General features: G+C 53.1%; 12 protein-coding genes. 3 read left to right on the plus strand and 9 right to left on the minus strand.

What is annotated here, in order from left to right; all coding sequences use genetic code 11:
* Positions 1–142: 142 nt before the first annotated feature.
* The 3 genes from ACUHMQ_RS15520 to ACUHMQ_RS15530 all read right to left on the minus strand — a co-directional run bounded on the left by ACUHMQ_RS15520 (position 143) and on the right by ACUHMQ_RS15530 (position 3008).
* Complete coding sequence (locus tag ACUHMQ_RS15520) at positions 143–1432, minus strand: NCS2 family permease (protein ID WP_445296371.1); 1290 nt, start codon at positions 1430–1432, stop codon at positions 143–145.
* A gap of 89 nt (positions 1433–1521) precedes the next feature.
* Positions 1522–1998, minus strand: coding sequence for a low molecular weight protein-tyrosine-phosphatase (locus ACUHMQ_RS15525; protein ID WP_445296372.1), 477 nt, complete (start codon positions 1996–1998; stop codon positions 1522–1524).
* Between the two features lie 239 nt (positions 1999–2237).
* The gene (locus ACUHMQ_RS15530; RefSeq protein ID WP_445296373.1) at positions 2238–3008 is read right to left on the minus strand and encodes a substrate-binding periplasmic protein; all 771 of its coding nucleotides are present in this window, start codon (positions 3006–3008) and stop codon (positions 2238–2240) included.
* Positions 3009–3052: 44 nt separating this feature from the next.
* On the opposite strand from ACUHMQ_RS15530, the gene ACUHMQ_RS15535 reads away from it, so the two are divergent.
* Positions 3053–3985 carry an IS5 family transposase gene (locus ACUHMQ_RS15535; RefSeq protein WP_445296374.1) on the plus strand — a complete coding sequence of 311 codons (933 nt, stop codon included), beginning with the start codon at positions 3053–3055 and terminating at the stop codon, positions 3983–3985.
* A 316-nt stretch (positions 3986–4301) separates the two neighbouring features.
* Here ACUHMQ_RS15535 and ACUHMQ_RS15540 read toward each other — a convergent pair whose 3' ends face one another.
* From ACUHMQ_RS15540 to ACUHMQ_RS15565, 6 genes are all read right to left on the minus strand, one after another.
* Positions 4302–4865 (minus strand): chalcone isomerase family protein, encoded by a 564-nt coding sequence (locus tag ACUHMQ_RS15540; protein ID WP_445296375.1) that lies wholly within the window; start codon positions 4863–4865, stop codon positions 4302–4304.
* A 216-nt stretch (positions 4866–5081) separates the two neighbouring features.
* A complete protein-coding gene (locus ACUHMQ_RS15545) occupies positions 5082–6287 on the minus strand; it encodes an acetyl-CoA C-acyltransferase (protein WP_445296376.1) in 1206 nt (401 codons plus the stop codon).
* 102 nt (positions 6288–6389) lie between these two features.
* Positions 6390–8759 carry a 3-hydroxyacyl-CoA dehydrogenase/enoyl-CoA hydratase family protein gene (locus ACUHMQ_RS15550; RefSeq protein ID WP_445296377.1) on the minus strand — a complete coding sequence of 790 codons (2370 nt, stop codon included), beginning with the start codon at positions 8757–8759 and terminating at the stop codon, positions 6390–6392.
* A 369-nt stretch (positions 8760–9128) separates the two neighbouring features.
* Positions 9129–10616, minus strand: coding sequence for an OmpP1/FadL family transporter (locus ACUHMQ_RS15555; RefSeq protein ID WP_445296378.1), 1488 nt, complete (start codon positions 10614–10616; stop codon positions 9129–9131).
* 250 nt (positions 10617–10866) lie between these two features.
* Positions 10867–13317, minus strand: a complete 2451-nt coding sequence (locus ACUHMQ_RS15560; RefSeq protein ID WP_445296379.1) for an acyl-CoA dehydrogenase — start codon at positions 13315–13317, stop codon at positions 10867–10869.
* 19 nt (positions 13318–13336) lie between these two features.
* The gene (locus tag ACUHMQ_RS15565; protein WP_445296380.1) at positions 13337–14071 is read right to left on the minus strand and encodes a TetR/AcrR family transcriptional regulator; all 735 of its coding nucleotides are present in this window, start codon (positions 14069–14071) and stop codon (positions 13337–13339) included.
* Positions 14072–14881: 810 nt separating this feature from the next.
* On the opposite strand from ACUHMQ_RS15565, the gene ACUHMQ_RS15570 reads away from it, so the two are divergent.
* Positions 14882–16045: an SGNH/GDSL hydrolase family protein gene (locus tag ACUHMQ_RS15570; protein WP_510182278.1), complete on the plus strand. Its 1164-nt coding sequence runs from the start codon at positions 14882–14884 to the stop codon at positions 16043–16045.
* A 321-nt stretch (positions 16046–16366) separates the two neighbouring features.
* Positions 16367–17752, plus strand: a complete 1386-nt coding sequence (locus ACUHMQ_RS15575; RefSeq protein ID WP_445296382.1) for an SGNH/GDSL hydrolase family protein — start codon at positions 16367–16369, stop codon at positions 17750–17752.
* Positions 17753–17989: the final 237 nt, after the last annotated feature.

A 17989-nucleotide genomic window follows, 5' to 3' on the forward strand; every position in this document is an offset into this window, starting at 1 on the left:
AACACTTAAGCGACAGTGTGCAACAAAGCAGAAGCAGGTTTGGTTCAGGCAGAACCTATTCGATACGCCAAGCGAGCGCACCTGGTTTATGCCAACCCACCAGCTGGCGTAGCGCGCTCGCAACAACGTCGAGAACAATCGGTTAGAACATGGCGAACTTCATCACCCACAACGCCGCAATCACCACCACGGCTGGCGACAAATCCTTGAAGCGGCCGGATAGCAGTTTCAAACCCGCATAGCTGATAAAACCAAATGCAATGCCATCGGCAATCGAGAAGGTAAAGGGCATAGCCACGGCTGTGATCACGGCTGGGGCCGATTCAGTCAGGTCATCCCAATTAATTTCAGCGAGGCCACGTGCCATCAGCACTGCCACATAGCACAAGGCAGGTGCCGTGGCATAAGCCGGTACCGCGCCCGCCAATGGGGACAGGAACAAGGCGACCAAGAACAGAATCGCCACCACCACAGCCGTCAAACCTGTACGACCACCTACTGCCGTACCCGCAGCTGATTCCACATAAGCGGTACAACTTGACGTACCCAATGCAGCGCCCGCCACAATCGCCGTCGAGTCGGCCATCAGCGCACGCTTCAGCCGCGGCAGCTTGCCGTTGCTATCGAGCAGACCTGCCCGGTGCGATACCCCTACAAGCGTACCGGTCGTATCAAACAGGTCCACAAAGAAGAACACAAACACCACGCCTACCAAGCTGGCACTCAATGCCCCTTGCAGGTCCATCTGCATAAAAGTGGGAGCAATGCTAGGCGGTGCGGAAAACACGCCCTTGAACTCTTGGTAACCCAATAGAACAGCCAATACTGTCACCGCCATCACACCGATGATCACGCCACCCGTTACCTTGCGGTACTCCAAAGCAAGAATCAGCAGAAAGCCCAAGATCGCCAGCACAACCTTAGGGTCGTGCACATTGCCCAGCGTCACGAGCGTAGCGGGGTGCGCCACCACAATACCGGCATTCTTCAGGGCGATAATGGCCAGGAACAAGCCTACCCCTGCCGAAATGGCAAGCTTAAGAGAATGCGGAATGGCGTTAACCATGGCTTCCCGCACCTTGAATAGGCTGATAACCAAAAAGATGATGCCGGACAGAAACACCGCCCCGAGCGCCACTTGCCAGCTTACCCCCATCCCCTTCACCACGCTGAACGTGAAATAGGCATTCAGGCCCATACCCGGCGCGAGCGCAATCGGGTAATTCGCAACCAACCCCATAACAGCGGAACCCAGCGCAGCGGCAAGGCAGGTTGCGACAAACACGGCGTTAAAGTCCATGCCGGTTTCAGAAAGAATGGCCGGGTTGACGAAGATGATGTAGGCCATCGTGAGAAACGTGGTAAAGCCGGCCAGCACCTCGGTTTTTACATCGGTGCCGTGCTCACGCAATTTGAATAGCGCTTCGAGCATGGATAAATCCCCTGAGCATTATGGAATTGAGTAGGTAGGAAAGCGGTAAAGCAGGTATGCAGAAGCCCGTTGTAGGCCGGGCTAATAAATCAGTGGGTACGCAGCGCGGCTACCAAGCCGTCCGCAGCGTCTTCAATCAAGTCCAGAACCCGCTCAAAGCCAGCATCACCACCGTAATAAGGGTCTGGTACTTCGCCATTCGGGTCGAGTTGTCCATAGCTCAGGAACAGCTTTAGCTTATGCTGGTACTGTGGCGGACAATTGCGCAGCAACGCGGAGAGGTTCTCGCTGTCCATCGCCAAAATCAGATCAAAACGGCAAAAATCCGCGCCATCTACCTGGCGGCCACGAATGCGGGACAAATCGTAACCACGGCGTAATGCATGCTTCTGAGAACGTTTATCTGGCGAATCGCCTACGTGGTAGGCATGCGTGCCGGCAGAATCGATATCCACCTGCAAGCCCGCGATAGCTGCCCGTTCACGGAATACGCCCTCAGCAGTGGGCGAACGGCAGATGTTGCCCATGCAAACGAACAGAACGGAATGTGCTTTCTGGTCAATCATCCACTTACGCTATTTCATGGGCCTCGAAGGGCGCGAAATGTACCACTGTGGCGCAACAGAATCAAATAGTTAGAATCTTTTTATGATTCTGCTGGGCAACCCCGGCCAAAAGCCTGCGAGGTACATTGCCAGATATAAGGCACAGCGTTCAAGAGGGTATAAAAGAAGTGTTCATCTAAGATGTTTAGTCCCACAGTGTGCTGGTCTAATTTATAGCCAGCGCGGCCGGCTTACCCCCCCTACTTTCTCTGCTTTGCCAAAATAGCGTCGTATCGCCCGGATTTTCTCAACCGCTCAAAGGCAGCCCTGAAAGCCAACACCGTCGTATCGTCAGTAGCCTTACTGAAACCCATATATTCATCGAATGGTTTATCTAATGTGACAACCGACTCAACATCCGAAAAGCTGCGGCCGATCTTATTTAATTCTTCTGCCAACACGAAATCATTCGAGCAGATCAAATCAAAACGACCAGCAACGAATTTTTTTACATTCGTCTCTTCATTTACAGCTTGATCAAGCTGCTTGCCTTGCTCAAAACCAGCATCTAACAATAATTTTTCAGAGGCATAACCCAATACCACGCCCGTTCTATAATTACGAGCCTCGTCTAATGGCATAGATGAAATATCGTTTCTATTCTTTAATTTATAAAGACGGACACGTACATTCAGTATCGGCCCAATCCATTTAAACAAATTCTCCCGATCGGCAGTTCGGGACATAGTGAAGACCAGAATATTGGGTTTATCCGACAAACCCATGCTATATGCCCGCTGCCAGGGTAAAAATTGAATTTGCCCGGACAAGCCACTTTCTTTGAACAATGCATTCAAGACATCGACAGCAATGCCGGCAGGTTGATTTTTTTCCAAATAGATAAATGGCGGGTAAGAATCAGTAACAGCCTGGATCGGATCAGCGATACAACTGTAACTTAGAAGAAGTGCAATGAATACCTTAAATAACCCATTCCCCACACTTTGCACTCCAACGGGGCTCTGTTGCATAACCCCAGTTCATCCAAGCTTGACAGCGTTTGTAGGCTAGTCGGATGAAGCCACCGAAGCCCCGCTACCGCACGACGAACTGGTCTGAGTACAACCGTAGCCTGGAGGCCAGGGGCGACCTGACCATCTGGTTCTCGCCGGAGGTGGCCTGGCACAGCAACGAGCGGGAAGGTCAGGCAGGCGCACCGACGCGCTACAGCGACCAGGCCATCCAAATCATGCTGACGCTGAAAGTATTGTTCCAGCAGGGCTTGCGCCAAGTCCGTGGCCTCACCCGCAACCTGATGCGCCTGCTGGTTCTGGATTGGATGGTACCGTGTTTCAGCACGGTTAGTCGGCGCCAAGCTACGTTGGCCGTACAGATTCCGGTGCGGCGCCGTGGCGAACCGCTGCACCTGCTGGTGGACAGTACCGGCATCAAGATTCACGGTGAGGGCGAGTGGAAGGTCAAGAAACATGGTCCGGAATACCGGCGAGGCTGGCGCAAGGTGCACCTGGCGATCGATGCCCATACACAGGAAATTCAAGCGGTTGAAGTGACAGACCAGCGTCAGGCGGATGGGCCACAGGTCGAGGAACTGCTGTCGCAACTGCCAGCCGAGACGACGCTAGGCAGTCTGAGTGGGGACGGTGCTTATGACAGCCGGCGGGTATATCGCGCGGTGCATGCGCGCGGCGCTGAACTGGTGGTGCCGCCGCGTCGAGACGGGCAGCCGTGGTCAGATCAGACAGCTTGGGCGAGTAGCCGCAACGACAAGCTGGCGGCGATCAAGCGGTTGGGGCGGGGAATCTGGAAGCGCTGGAGCGGCTACCATAGGCGAAGTTTGGTAGAAACTGCGATGCATCGTTTCAAGCGACTGGGCGAACGGCTGTTGGCGCGTCGACCAGAACGGCAAGTTGCCGAAGTTCATGTGCGCTGCGCAATCCTGAATCGCTTCGTCCAGTTGGGGATGCCCAACACAGTCGCTCACGCCTGAAATCCGCCTGGAGTTGGGGTGGATCGTCCTCAAAATGTGTTATGCAACAAAGCCCTCCAACGGAGCCCCCCGAAGAATTCAACATTTCTATTTAATTAATTTAGATGAAAAGCAGAATTTCCGCAAGCAACAGGCCCAAATGCAGTATCAAGCCCTGCTTGTTACCATAGGTAAATTGACCCTATTTTTGAATTAGCTCGATGAATCTACATTGCGACATTTCCAATACACTGGGTAATATAAAAACCCCCATGTACTACATGGCGGCTTTTATATTAATAAGTCAACCAGAAACCAGCGCCAACGGCACCAGTATTCAGCCAGCCAATAGATTCTTCTTCAAATCAGGGCTGACAGGCTTGGTACCCAACCAGATTTTTAGTAACGCCTTGGCAAAATCATCACCGGCAATCACATTCTTCAATTGGCCCCGCACAATAATTTGCGTTCCCTTACCAGGAATAAAGTCGAGTGCGATTACATCACCCTTCTTTACCTCCTTGACTGCTTGGAAAATGGCATTCATTTCCTGAATACGGGGTTTAAAGGCTGAAAATTCATCAGGCGTGGAATTTTCTTCCAGTCCTTCAATAAACGAAGCATGAAGGTCGTCTGCGGCCACATCACGCAACATGGTGATTTGCATACGGCGTGCGGTAGGCGCATTAATCACTACGTTTGCATCCGTCGTCTTCTGAGCGGTATAGAGGGCACCGACATAGACCTTTGCAATCATGTATTTGACCCGGACGCCGCCACCATTGAGCACCAGATCATTCCCGCCGATCTTCAAGGTATCGTCCAACTTTACGCCGCCGATCTCGGCCGCACCAACGACCATACTGGCCGACATCAGCAGTACTGCTACCGCTTTTTTCATCCTGTGTCTCCGTTTCTAGGTTATTGGTAAATATCGTGTGAATTCCGATCGAATCATAATCGAAGCCTGCGAAAGGCCAAAAGGTCGGAGAGCATGAGCCCTACCGACCTTTTCAGCTTGCAGCTTTGAATCCGGCAAGTTCTGAACCCGACATACGCAATGCGCCTGTATGGGGGAACTTGCCATCAATACGCTTCAACGTGGCTGCGCTTCTGATTACATGGACTGGATAATACCCGCGGCACCCATACCGGTACCGATACACATCGTCACCATGCCGTACTTGCCTTGCTGACCATGACGACGCATACCATGCACCAACGTCGCGGTACGGATTGCGCCCGTAGCACCCAACGGGTGACCCAAGGCGATCGCCCCACCTAACGGATTAACCTTGCTGGTATCCAGCGCCAGATCACGAATCACAGCCAATGCCTGGGCGGCAAACGCCTCGTTCAGCTCCATCCAGCTGATGTCGTCCAACTTCAGGCCAGCAACCTTCAATGCGGCAGGAATGGCTTCCTTCGGACCAATACCCATGATTTCGGGTGGTACACCTTTCACAGCAAAGCCAACATAGCGCGCCAACGGCACAAGGTTGAACTGTTTGAGTATCTTCTCGGAAACAATCACCACGGCAGCTGCACCATCAGACATCTGCGAAGAGTTACCGGCCGTTACCGAACCTTTGGCAGCGAATACGGTCTTGAGCTTGGCCAAGCCTTCCATATTGGTGCCGGCACGTGGGCCTTCATCGGTATCGAGTATCTTCTTGACGATCTCAACCTCACCAGTACTCAGGTTCGGCGTGCGGTAAATCGCCTCGATCGGGCTGATCTCCTGCTTGAACTCGCCACCTTCGATGGCGGCAATGGCACGGCGGTTAGATTCGACCGCAAATGCATCCTGGTCTTCACGCGAAACGCCCCACTGCTCGGCAACCTTTTCCGCAGTCAGACCCATGCCATAGGCGATACCAATATTTTCGTCCTTGGCGAAAATCTCCGGGTTCAGGGCAATCTTGTTACCCATCATCGGCACCAGGGACATCGATTCCGCGCCGCCAGCGATCACCACATCGGCTTCACCCATGCGGATACGGTCGGCAGCGATCTGCACAGCGTTGATGCCCGAGGAACAATAGCGGTTGATGGTCAGCCCACCCGTGGTATGCGGCAAACCCGCCAGCAGCGCCGAAATACGGGCCATGTTCAGGCCCTGCTCGGCTTCGGGGAATGCGCAGCCTGCAATGACATCTTCCACCAGGGAAGGGTCGAGCGCCGGCACCTGCGCCATCGCTTCGCGGATAGCGTGCGCCAGCATGTCATCGGGGCGGACGAAACGCATCATGCCGCGCGGGGCTTTACCTACCGGGGTGCGGGTCACCGCAACGATATAGGCTTCTTGTACTTGCTTAGTCATATCTTTTCTCCAAATTCCTGAGGATCACTCTGGAGAGAGGGCTGTATGCGCCAAACGCAGCATGCAGCCACCCTCCCCCGTTTGCACGTGGGAGGATTGGGTTTAGTTACGCAGTGGCTTGTTGTTCTGCAACATGTAGGCGATGCGCTCTTGGGTCTTCTCGTTCTTCAGCAACGACAGGAAGCCCTTACGCTCCAAATCGAGAATCCACTGCTCATCGACCAGGGTACCGGCTTCTACATCACCGCCGGTGATGATGTCGGCGATCAGTGCACCAATATGGTAGTCGTGCTTCGAGATGAAGCCGCCTTCCATCATATTGGTCAGCTGCCCCTTGATTGATGCTGCGCCCGAACGGCCAGCAACCGGGAAACCCTTGACCTTCAAAGGTGCACGATAACCCGACTCAGCCAAGGCAAGGGCTTGCTGCTTGGCAACAAACAGCAGCTCGTACTGGTTGAACACAATCACGTCCGAGTCGCGGAGGAAACCCAGTTCCTTGGCTTCTTCGGCGCTCTTGGCCACGTTGGCTGTGGCGATCGTCATGTAACGATCTTTCAGTGCGGCAAATACGTCACCACGGGCTTCATACGCAGCACGTAGCGCGAACTCCTTGGTGCCACCAGCGCCAGGCAGCAGGCCAACACCCACTTCCACCAGACCCACATAGCTTTCCAGATGCGCCACAACGCGATCGGAATGCAGGCAGACTTCACAACCGCCACCAAACACATAACCACGGGTAGCCGATACCACAGGCACCTGGCTATAGCGCAGACGCATGGTCATAGCCTGGAAGTCGCTCAACATCTTTTCGATGCTGACCCAGTCACCCGCCATGAAGGCAGGCAGCATGGATGACAGATCGGCACCTACCGAGAATGGCTCCTCTGGGTGCCAGATCACCAAACCCTTGAATTGCGCTTCAGCCAGATCCAGGGACTTGTTGATGCCTTCAAGCACAGCTGGGCCAATGGCGTGCGCCTTGCTCAGGAAGGAGACGACCAATACGCCGTCGCCCGTTGTCCAGGCACGCACACCTTCGTTTTCGAATACTGTCTCGCCATAGACCGGCGCAGCTTCACCGACCAGCTGGGCGGGGAACAACTGACGCTGGTAGACATCAAGCTTGGAACGCGGCACCAGGGCGTTCTTGCTGGCGCTATAGGAACCAGCGGGCTCATGCACGCCATCGCGGCTGAATACCCAAGCCGGCAACGGGGTGTTGACGATGGTCTTGCCCGCATCGATGTCGGCCTTGATCCACTCGGCAACTTGCTTCCAGCCAGCGGCCTGCCAGGTCTCGAACGGACCTTCATTCCAGCCGAAGCCCCAGCGGATAGCCAGATCGACATCACGCGCGTTGTCGGCCACGGTATCCAGATGGACCGCGATATAGTGGAACACATCACGGAAACACGCCCACAGGAACTGGGCCTCCGGGTTGCTCGACTCTTTGAGCTTGAGCAGACGCTTGCCCGGATCCTTGATCTTCATCAGTTCCTTGACCGCGTCATCACCCTTCTTGTTGGCTTCCACGTACTGGCCACTGGCCGGATCAAGCACCAGTTTGGTCTTGCCTTCTTTCTTGTAGATGCCGACCTTGGTCTTGGCACCCAGTGATCCTGCATCGATCAGTTTCTGCAGCCACTGCGGCGACTGGAACAGCGCATGCCATGGGTCATTCGGCAGGGTGTCCTGCATGGTCTTGACCACATGGGCGAATGTATCGAGGCCCACCACGTCGGCAGTACGGAATGTGGCGGACTTGGGACGACCAAGGCGAGGGCCGGTCAGGTCATCGACAATATCAAAGCGAATGCCGAATTTTTCGGCGTTGTGGATAGCTGCCAGCATCGAATAGACGCCGATACGGTTTGCAACAAAGTTTGGCGTGTCTTTGGCACGTACCACGCCCTTGCCCAGTGTCGTCGCCAGGAAGCCTTCCAGTTGGTCCAACATCAGCGCATCGGACGTCACGCAAGGGATGATTTCCACCAAGTGCATGTAGCGTGGCGGGTTAAAGAAGTGAATACCGCAAAAGCGCGAACGCATCGATGCAGGGCAACCTTCCGCCAGCTTGTTGATGCTGAGGCCGGACGTGTTGGTTGCGAAAATCGTGTTGGCGCCTAAATGCGGCGCAACCTTTTCATACAAACCCAGTTTCCAGTCCATACGCTCGGCAATCGCCTCAATCACCAGGTCGCAATCCTTCAGGAGGTGCAGGTGCTCATCGTAGTTGGCAGGGGTGATGAAATCGGCACGTCCCTTGGAAGCCAGTGGCGCAGGGTTCTGCTTTTTCAGTGCGTCAATCGCCTTGAGGGCGATACCGCTCTTAGGGCCTTCCTTGGCCGGCAAGTCGAACAGGATAGCTTCAACATTGGCGTTAGCCAGGTGAGCAGCGATCTGCGCACCCATCACACCGGCGCCAAGCACGGCTACCTTGCGGACGATGAATTTGGATTGGGACATGGTGTTCCTCGATGTAGGGAGTCGATCGGGGCTCGCAAAATTCAACCACGAGAGAAATCAGTCTAGACACTAATGCAAACGTTCGTTTTATTCAAGCGCTTGCTCGACAAGATGGCTATATGTGGCGATTGAATTTTCCCAGCCGGCCTATACCGTCTGATTTATCAAACAAAACGAAACCAGCGCGAGCATACACCCGCGCTGGCCAAATTTAACGCCAATATCACTTAAAACATGTTCACGATCGGTCGCGAGCAGCTGTCAGCAGGGTGAAGCGCAGCGCAGAAACCGGAATGTACTTTGGTACATGAGGCTTTCGAGCAGTACATACCCTGATCACAACTGTGCAGTAAGATCATGACCAGGTTCTTAGAAACGATAGTTGGCTTGCAATCCTACCAAGTGCGCAGTGCTCTTGAAGTCGACTGTACCAGATGTATAACTCGATACACAGTTGACTGCACCAGCCGGTAAGGCAGCTGGGTTGGTACCGCCACAATAACCATTCACATTGGCAGAAGCCTTCTTGATGTGGATGTAGGTGTAAGCAAAGTCGAAAGCCAGGTCGTTCGTCGCAGCCCACTTAGCACCAACGGATAGCCAAGTACGGTCACTGTCGGGCAATGTGCTCAGGCGGTCGTTCGCGCTCGGCACCGGTGACTTGTCGCGTGCCAGACCCATACGCAATTGCAGCGGATCGGTGATCTGATAACTTGCACCAACAGCAATCTTGGTCGTGTTCTTCCAGTTCGAATTCAGCCGAGTGAAGTTGGTGGTTTGATTGGGGTTGATTGTTCTCTTAGGCGCTGCATATTCCACATCAGCCTGGGTGAAGCTGGAATGATTGGTGCGGCTGACATCAGCATACAGACGGGTCTGCGGATTGAGCTGATGCATGATATGGAACGAATAGCTGGCAGGTGTCGAGACCTTCACCTTGGCGGCGGAGTCGATGTATCCCAGGGTGTTCTCGATAATACTCGTCGCATTCGGGAAAACTGCCGGATCTGAAGCCGGCATCGTCCAGTCAGCATCGCCTGTCAGCTCATGCTTAACCTTGGAACGGTAGTTGAAACCGACGCGGGTGCTATCTGTGACATCCCACAACGCACCGAAATTAAAACCAAATCCCCAATCATTGCCTTTAACTTCAGCAAAGCCATCCAGCGGTCCCTTACCGTCCTGAGCCAAAGCTGCACCAGCAGCAGCCAACAGGGTTTGACCCTGAGGGGTGGCAGCGCCACCAGCGGCGGTAGCCTGTAAGGAATAAACACGAGCCAATGCCGCAGCGAAGTTGGCAGACTGACGCAACTCAGCATGCGCATATTGGGCAACCAAGCCCATACCCACCGACACCTTAGGGGTCAGCTTGAAAGCAACCGTTGGATTAAATGCAATGACCTCCAACTTGGTCTGATTGATGTTGTAGCGCAAGACCGAATCACGCTTGTAGTCGGTCCCTGAGCCGAAAGGCACATAGACGCCCAGACCCAATGCCATCCGCTCGTTCACACGCTTGGAGGCATACATATGCGGCGCAACAGCCATGTCGCCGATGCTGTCATCGGTCGAACCTGCAATAGGGTTGCCATTCAAGGTGGTGGCTTGTTGGTTTTTTGCTTTAATACTCGGGGAGACAATGTTCAAGGTACCCGAGAACTGTGTGCCTTCCAGATACATCAAACCGGCAGGGTTATAAGAAATCGTACTGGCATCCGCAGCCTCTGCAGTACTGGCATTCGCCGTCGCTTGATTCGATGCAGACTGGCTGCTGAACTGGAAACCAGAGGCGTAAGCCTGTTGTGCTAAGGCTGCGCTCACCAGCAGCGTCGTAACACGCAGTGCGTACTTGTTCATTAATATGTCCCTGTTATTTGTAGAAAGAAAGCTCGACTCAGCCTCTCAAGCGCTAGACTGAACTTGTGCGAGAATAACACAGTGCCTAGAGTAAACAGTCAAAAATAGGGACAACAGTAGGTCTAGCCACAGCTTGACGACTTTTTTGTCACACTGCATAGCCAGTGCCCAATAAAAAACCCCAGTCTAGACTGGGGTTTTTTATTTTGCTTAGAACCTGTTAGTAGGATCGTAAGCAAGTTCCTACAAATCAAACCGGTTCTCGATGACTGATCTCGGTGTCATGCTTGTCCAGCATCTTGTCGAAATCATCCACCATGATCACCTCACGCTTGAGGCGACGGGCACGGGTAACGATATCGAACTCTGCCTGAGTAATAAGACTAGTTTGCAGCGCCTCATCCAAGCGACCCTTGGCGTTCAGGGCCTTCAACTTACCGTCACGCTGAGCGCGCCGCAACTTGCCTTCCGTGCTTTCTGCTTCGATGTGCGCATTCAAAGCATGGTTCAGAACACCAACCGCATCCGTTTCGTCTTGAGGAATGAACACATCCCGCGTCAACCTGTCACGCGATGCGCCAGGCTGCATCAACAAACGGGCAATCTTGGTACCGAGCCGATCGCGTGGTGTTGTGAAGTGCCGCCCCAGCGGGAAGATGATCCAACCAAGAATAAAGGCCAGTGGACGATTGGGCAGATTGGCCAGGAAGCCCGTCATTGCCTCTTGTGCATCATGCAAGGCTTGCAGCACCGACCACTTCAACAGCGGCAAATCTTCCTTGGGGCTGCCATCATCAGCAAAGCGCTTTAGCGATGCGGTAGCAATATAAAGGTTGGACAGCACATCACCCAATCGGGCAGATATCTTCTCGCGGAACTTGAGCGAACCACCCATGCTGAACATTGCCATGTCCGACGCCAGAGCAAACGCAGCGGACAAGCGCTCAACATCCTTATAGTACTGGGCAATATCGCCACCAACTGGCGCCGAGGCAATCTTGGAAGCTGTCAAACCAAGTACAAAGCTACGAATCGCATTGTCGAATACGAAACCGACGTGACCAGAGAAGGCCTTATCGAACTCGACTTCGTCATTGGCCATCGCCGCCTTCATCTCACGCAAGACGAAAGGATGGCAACGGATCGCGCCCTGACCATAAATGATCATCGAACGAGTCAGGATATTGGCGCCTTCCACTGTAATGCCCACCGGGATGGTCTGATAGGCATTGCCCAAGTAGTTACGCGGGCCGAGCACCACCGCTTTGCCGCCGTGGATATCCATAGCGTCGTTCAACACTTTACGCATACGTTCGGTGTTGTGGTACTTGAGGATGGCTGAAATCACCGAGGGCTTTTCACCACTATCCAAGCCCGACAACGCCAGGCGCTGGGCAGAATCCATCTGGTAGGTGTAGCCACCGATGCGGGCCAGCGCCTCATCAACCCCTTCAAACTTACCGATCGACAAGCCGAACTGCTCACGGACCCGGGCATAGGCACCGGTAACGAAGCTGGCAAACTTGCCTGATGCGACCGACATGGCCGGCAGAGAAATAGCACGGCCTACCGACAAGCATTCGACCAGCATGCGCCAACCTTGGCCCACATAATCCTTGCCGCCAATCACCCATTCCAACGGAATGAAGACATCCTTACCCATGGTCGGGCCATTCATGAATACCGAACCGGGTGGGCTGTGGCGGCGACCGATTTGTACGCCTCCGTGCTCGGCTGGAATCAACGCACAGGTGATGCCGATATCTTCCTTGCCACCGAGCAGCTTTTCAGGGTCATACAACTTGAAAGCCAAACCAAGGATGGTTGCAACAGGCGCCAGCGTAATCCAACGCTTTTCCCAATTCAGACGGATACCGATCACATCTTCATGGCGTTGACCGGTACGCGGATCCGTGTAAGAACCACGGGTCACAACACCGAAATCAGGGATAGCACCGGCATCCGACCCTGCATAGGGACTGGTCAAGGCAAAACAGGGAATTTCCAGACCCTTGGCCAGACGCGGCAGGTAGTAATCCTTTTGCGCTTCCGTACCATAGTGCTGTAACAATTCTCCCGGTCCGAGTGAATTCGGCACCATCACAGTAACCGCAGCCGAACCACCACGGGTTGCGATCTTGGTCACAATGCGGGCATGGGCATAGTTGGAGAACTCCACGCCACCGTATTTCTTCTTGATGATCATGCCCAAGAAGCCATTGTCCTTGATGAACTGCCACACTTCCGGTGGCAAATCCTTCAGCTCATGGACAATCTTCCAGTCATCAACCATGCGGCACAGCGTTTCGGTAGGGCCATCCAAAAAAGCCTGTTCCTCCGCACTGAGTTTTGGCGCCGCGTAGTTGTGCAGCTTCTGGTAGTCCGGCTTGCCAGAAAACAGCTCAGCATCCCACCAGACGGTGCCGGCATTAATGGCTTCCTGCTCTGTCTGCGACATTGCCGGCGTGATTTTCTTGAAGATGCCGAAGATCGGCCCGGTAATCAGGGCACGACGTAACGGTGCGAGGTTAAATATCAACGCAACTACACCTGCGCCGATCAGCCAGCCAACGTGGCAGCCATTTGCAAATACCGAATAAGCGATACCGGCCAAAGCCGCAACCGTCCAGGCGATCAGTGGTGCGCGCAAATAGCCCAGCGCCAGAATCGCAAGCACTACGATCAGGATGGTGAGTGCCATGAGGTCTTCCTTCCCAGGGTTAATTCCGATTCACATCGGGAGAAACGCCCTCTTTGACAGCTGGGGCAGTTAAACCCGCCACCACAAAGGGCACAAGATAAGTTGCAATCAAGCGCGGGTCGCGCGCATTGACAACAGGATCACTAACAAACAGACGCAGGATGTTGTTACCTGCGAAAGCATTGAATATGGCCGAAAAAGCAAAGTTCAGCCGCCATTGCAGCTCAATCCGGTCGATATGCGGCAGTGCTTTGGCCGTCGCACTGGCATAACGCCCAACCAACTCTTCATAGTGACGAGGCAGGCTTTCGCGCAGTACAGGGTGGGTTTCGATAAAAGTCCGACTCAACAAGCGCACAAAGATCACGCCGCCCCGCTTGGGGTCATGGGCGATATCAAGCGCTGCATCCATAAACGCGTGAATGATGGCGTCCACCGAAAGTGCAGCACCTTTGGCTGCCTGTTCGAGCTTTTCCAAGCTTTGTACTGCTAGTTGAGTAAGCGGCGTCAGCCGACGCGTGAATACACCCTGAAACAACGCATCTTTACTACCAAAGTGGTAATTGACCGCAGCTAGATTGACCTCGGCACGCTGCGTAATCATGCGCATGGAAGTGGCTTCAAAACCGTGTTCGACAAAAAGAACCTCTGCCGCATCGAGGATGCGTGTCGCAGTATCTGTTTGCCTTACTTCACCCGTTCCGTTCATCTGCTCCGCCAAGCCCGTCTTTAGATAGTTGTCCCTAATATGCATTGCATAAGAGCCCGTCTACGATCTTATTGCGCAGTCACAAAGGTCAGCTGTGCCCGCATAACCCACCTTCAAAAGAGCTGTTACAGCTTCACACCAAAAGTGCCGCTTCATGCGTCAAAGTGCATTTCTTGCCCCTCTCAGCACCGCCATACCCACCCACAACGACTTACAGGCAATCAGCGAACAGACTCCAGGGCGTGTTTAACCTGAAGCATAGTCGATTCAGTCAAACGGTTGTTTGAAACATACGTCCCAATGAATATTTAGTCAAGCAAGCGCTCGATTATCCGATGTAATGCATATGCTCTAACACAGAATTTTCAGCACTTAAATAGTGCAAACCCTGTATTGATCAGTCTTTCCCAAATAGACCAATGACATATAAATGCAATGTTTGCCTATTTCTATCAGCAAGTTGTATTCACACGACAAATTTAGAGCAACCGCTCAATAGTCTTCACATCGCGTTATGATCGCCACTCGCTCAAGTAGTGATCGAACCAATACTTGGGTAACGAAGAGATGCATTCATCTCGAAACCCCATCGGGCCAAACCTGTGCGCCGCCTATTGAGAAGACGGGTAACAGGCATGGATCGTGGGATCCCATCAAGCATGAGGAGACACAATGAAAATCAAAACCCTGCTAGTTGGTACCCTGTTGTTGTCATCATGGGCCCACGCCGCAGATGCGGCCGATGTTCGACCCGATCCAGCCTTGGACCATTACCTGTCCCCACACGGTCCCGCCTCTGTAGAAACACTGCAAAAACTAAACAGGCGGTCGAAAAGGTCAGTTAGCTCAGACGCCTTGCCATCGCAGCAGTCAGCCAGCAGCAATACCTACACTTATCTCCGCTGTTTCTATCCGACAGGCTCCCGCCTAAGACCCACGACCAATTACATCTGGGCAACCAACCCTGGGAGCAACGATTACTACCGCGTATACGGGTATTGGCGGTCCGGCCTTCCCGGCAAGAACATGTTCTACAGCGATACCACGCAAGCTGCACTCAAATCGGTATGCGCGCAGACATTACGCCGCCAGGGACTTAATCCAGAAGTCGCCATGTGGGCCGCAGCGGATAACGCGCTGTCGTACAACTACACGGTGTGGACTTTGGATAGCGCAAGCCAGCCTAACCGCATCAATAAGATCGTTGCGTTTGGGGACAGCCTGTCTGACACACAGAACGTCTACAACGCATCGCAATGGCTGCTGCCCAACCGGAACAGCTGGTTCCTCGGCCGATTCTCCAATGGCTACACCTGGGTGGAATACCTCGCCGAAGAACTCAAACTACCCCTATATAACTGGGCCGTGGGTGGCGCAGGTACCGATACTGAAAAAGTTGTGATTTCCGGTGTAACCGATCAAGTGAAATCCTGGAAGGAGTACATGCAGAAAGCGCAGGGCTACAGACCGGAGAACACGCTGTTCACAGTACTTATCGGTGGGAACGACTTTGTTAATTACGATCGCTCGGTCGAGCACGTCATTACAAATCAGACAAAAGCCTTGCAGAACCTGATCGATGCCGGGGCCCGCCATATCCTGCTGCTCAAACTCCCCGATGTATCGCGCGCCCCTATCTTCAAATACAAAGGCAACACTGCCGTCGTGACTCAGAAAGTTGAGGAATACAATCGCCAGCTGGTCCAGCTTGCTTCAGACCTGAATGCGCAGAATGGTGGAAGTCTCGATATCCAACTATTCGATAGCTATTCCTTGTTCAATGACTTGCTGAACAATCCTTCCCGTTATGGGATGACTGACACCACCACGCCTTGTCTGAATATCAATGGAAGCAGCCAAGCCAATTATTTGGGCAATCCAGGGCCAAGAGCTGAGTGCCGTAATCCAGATGCTTATGTGTTCTGGGATGTATTGCACCCCACCACACGTATCCACCAGCTATTGAGCGAGCATATAACCCCATTTGTTCGTTCGCACTTTTCGCTAGCGACGCCCTGATTCAAGAAGTTAGCCAGCAAATAAAAACGGCAGCCTATGGCTGCCGTTTTTATTTGCTCTAGGAACCGATTCAAAATCTTACTGCACAGCAACACACCCTGTTTAAAACGGCTAGCAACAGATCTTGAACAAGTCCTAACGCCGCGCTACTGCATGCAGACCCAGCAAACGCATGTTAATTAGAGATGTCTAATTAACCGCAACTCTATGCAAATGCTCCGACATCTTACTGAACCTAACGTACCGGGCAAGCAAGGCTCTCGGCGGCCGATGCGGTAGATGTTATGGGCACAACCTTTCACCCGACTCCAGGAGCAATCTATGAAAGCCTCTCGCCTGCTACTTAGCACTCTTTTGCTGTCCTGGGTGCACGCCGCAGAAGCAACCAGCACTCAACCCAACTCTATATGGAATAGCGATCTACTTTCGCATGACCCAAATTCTGAAAAGTTGCTACGCAATCTATCCCGTAGATCGGTCAACAACGATGCGGCGCATGCTCAATCATCAACCAGCAATACCTATACGTATCTGCGTTGCTACTACCAGACAGGGACGCTTCTACGTCCCACAACAAATTACGTATGGGCACTTAACCTAGATAGCGATACCAATTACCCGGTGAATGGGTATTGGCAATCCGGCAGTACCACCAGCTGGGAAAATATGTTCTACACCACTACCGCGCAAGAGGCACTGCAGTCTGTATGTGAGCAGACACTCGGCCGTAAGGGGCTCAATCGTAAAGTCGTAATGTGGGCCGCTGCTGATAACGCACTTTCATTCAACTACCGCATCTGGAGCATCGATAGCACCAACCAGCCAAACCGTATCAACAAGATTGTCGCATTTGGCGATAGCCTGTCCGACACGCAACACCTCTACAACACACTGCAGTGGCAATTGCCAAATCGAAATAGTTGGTTCCTCGGTCGCTTCAGCAATGGTTATACCTGGGTGGAATACTTGGCACGGGACTTGAAACTCCCACTGTATAGCTGGGCTATCGCCGGCTCAGGGGCGGGTAATGAAAGCCTCTCGTTTTCAAACGTTATGACCTTAGAGATTCCAGGCATCAAGGATCAGGTGCGGCTTTGGAAAGCACACATGCAAAAAGCGCCCGCCTATAGGCCAGAAAACACGCTTTTCACTTTCTTTGTCGGGGGTAATGACTTTGTCAATTACAACCGCTCGGTCGAGCATGTCGTTACTAATCAAAGAGAGGCTTTGCAGTTACTGATCAATGCAGGCGCTCGCAACATTCTGTTGCTTAAACTCCCAGACATGTCGCGCGCACCTATTTTCAACCGCAAAAATAATGCTGAAGCCGTAGCGAATAAGATTACGATCTACAACGCTCAGCTGGAGGAAATGACAACAGCCCTCAAAATGCAAAATGGTGGGGACTCGAACATTCATATCCAGCTATTCGATGGTTACGCTTGGTTCAACGATGTGTTAAACAATCCCGGGAATCATGGGATGACCAACACAAATACACCCTGCCTTGAAATCACCAGCAGCGATCTAACTGTCTTTTTGGGCAACCCTAGTCCACGTGCAGCGTGTAGCAACCCAGACAGCTTTGTTTTCTGGGATGTCCTGCACCCTACTACCCGCACACACCAGCTATTGAGCGAACGGATAGCACCATTTGTACGGACTCACTTCTCAGTGCCTGCTTACGATCTTACTGTGCAGCCTTGATCAAGGCTTTTGTGCTGCTTTAGGCCCTGCTGATAGCTACTTGCGACAGATCTTTACAGGCTCTCACGGGGTAACGCCCCGAACCAAAAGTGAGTCCTAGTCGGCAGCCTATCGGCATAGGGGCGGCCAGATTACTTGGCCGACCCCTGCCACACCACCCGGCATGCGGGTCCGCACCGGGCGGTTCGAGAAGTTGAGGTTAGGCGAGTCTTGGAACTCCCAGGCGGTCGAAATAGG

This window comes from Chitinimonas violaceus, assembly GCF_052601015.1.

Coding starts and splice junctions, on each gene's coding strand:
- ACUHMQ_RS15540 (WP_445296375.1), bottom strand. CDS start 4,865: ATGAAAAAAGCGGTAGCAGTACTGCTGATGTCGGCCAGTATGGTCGTT.
- ACUHMQ_RS15525 (WP_445296372.1), bottom strand. CDS start 1,998: ATGATTGACCAGAAAGCACATTCCGTTCTGTTCGTTTGCATGGGCAAC.
- ACUHMQ_RS15565 (WP_445296380.1), bottom strand. CDS start 14,071: ATGCATATTAGGGACAACTATCTAAAGACGGGCTTGGCGGAGCAGATG.
- ACUHMQ_RS15535 (WP_445296374.1), top strand. CDS start 3,053: ATGAAGCCACCGAAGCCCCGCTACCGCACGACGAACTGGTCTGAGTAC.
- ACUHMQ_RS15530 (WP_445296373.1), bottom strand. CDS start 3,008: ATGCAACAGAGCCCCGTTGGAGTGCAAAGTGTGGGGAATGGGTTATTT.
- ACUHMQ_RS15560 (WP_445296379.1), bottom strand. CDS start 13,317: ATGGCACTCACCATCCTGATCGTAGTGCTTGCGATTCTGGCGCTGGGC.
- ACUHMQ_RS15555 (WP_445296378.1), bottom strand. CDS start 10,616: ATGAACAAGTACGCACTGCGTGTTACGACGCTGCTGGTGAGCGCAGCC.
- ACUHMQ_RS15550 (WP_445296377.1), bottom strand. CDS start 8,759: ATGTCCCAATCCAAATTCATCGTCCGCAAGGTAGCCGTGCTTGGCGCC.
- ACUHMQ_RS15545 (WP_445296376.1), bottom strand. CDS start 6,287: ATGACTAAGCAAGTACAAGAAGCCTATATCGTTGCGGTGACCCGCACC.
- ACUHMQ_RS15575 (WP_445296382.1), top strand. CDS start 16,367: ATGAAAGCCTCTCGCCTGCTACTTAGCACTCTTTTGCTGTCCTGGGTG.
- ACUHMQ_RS15520 (WP_445296371.1), bottom strand. CDS start 1,432: ATGCTCGAAGCGCTATTCAAATTGCGTGAGCACGGCACCGATGTAAAA.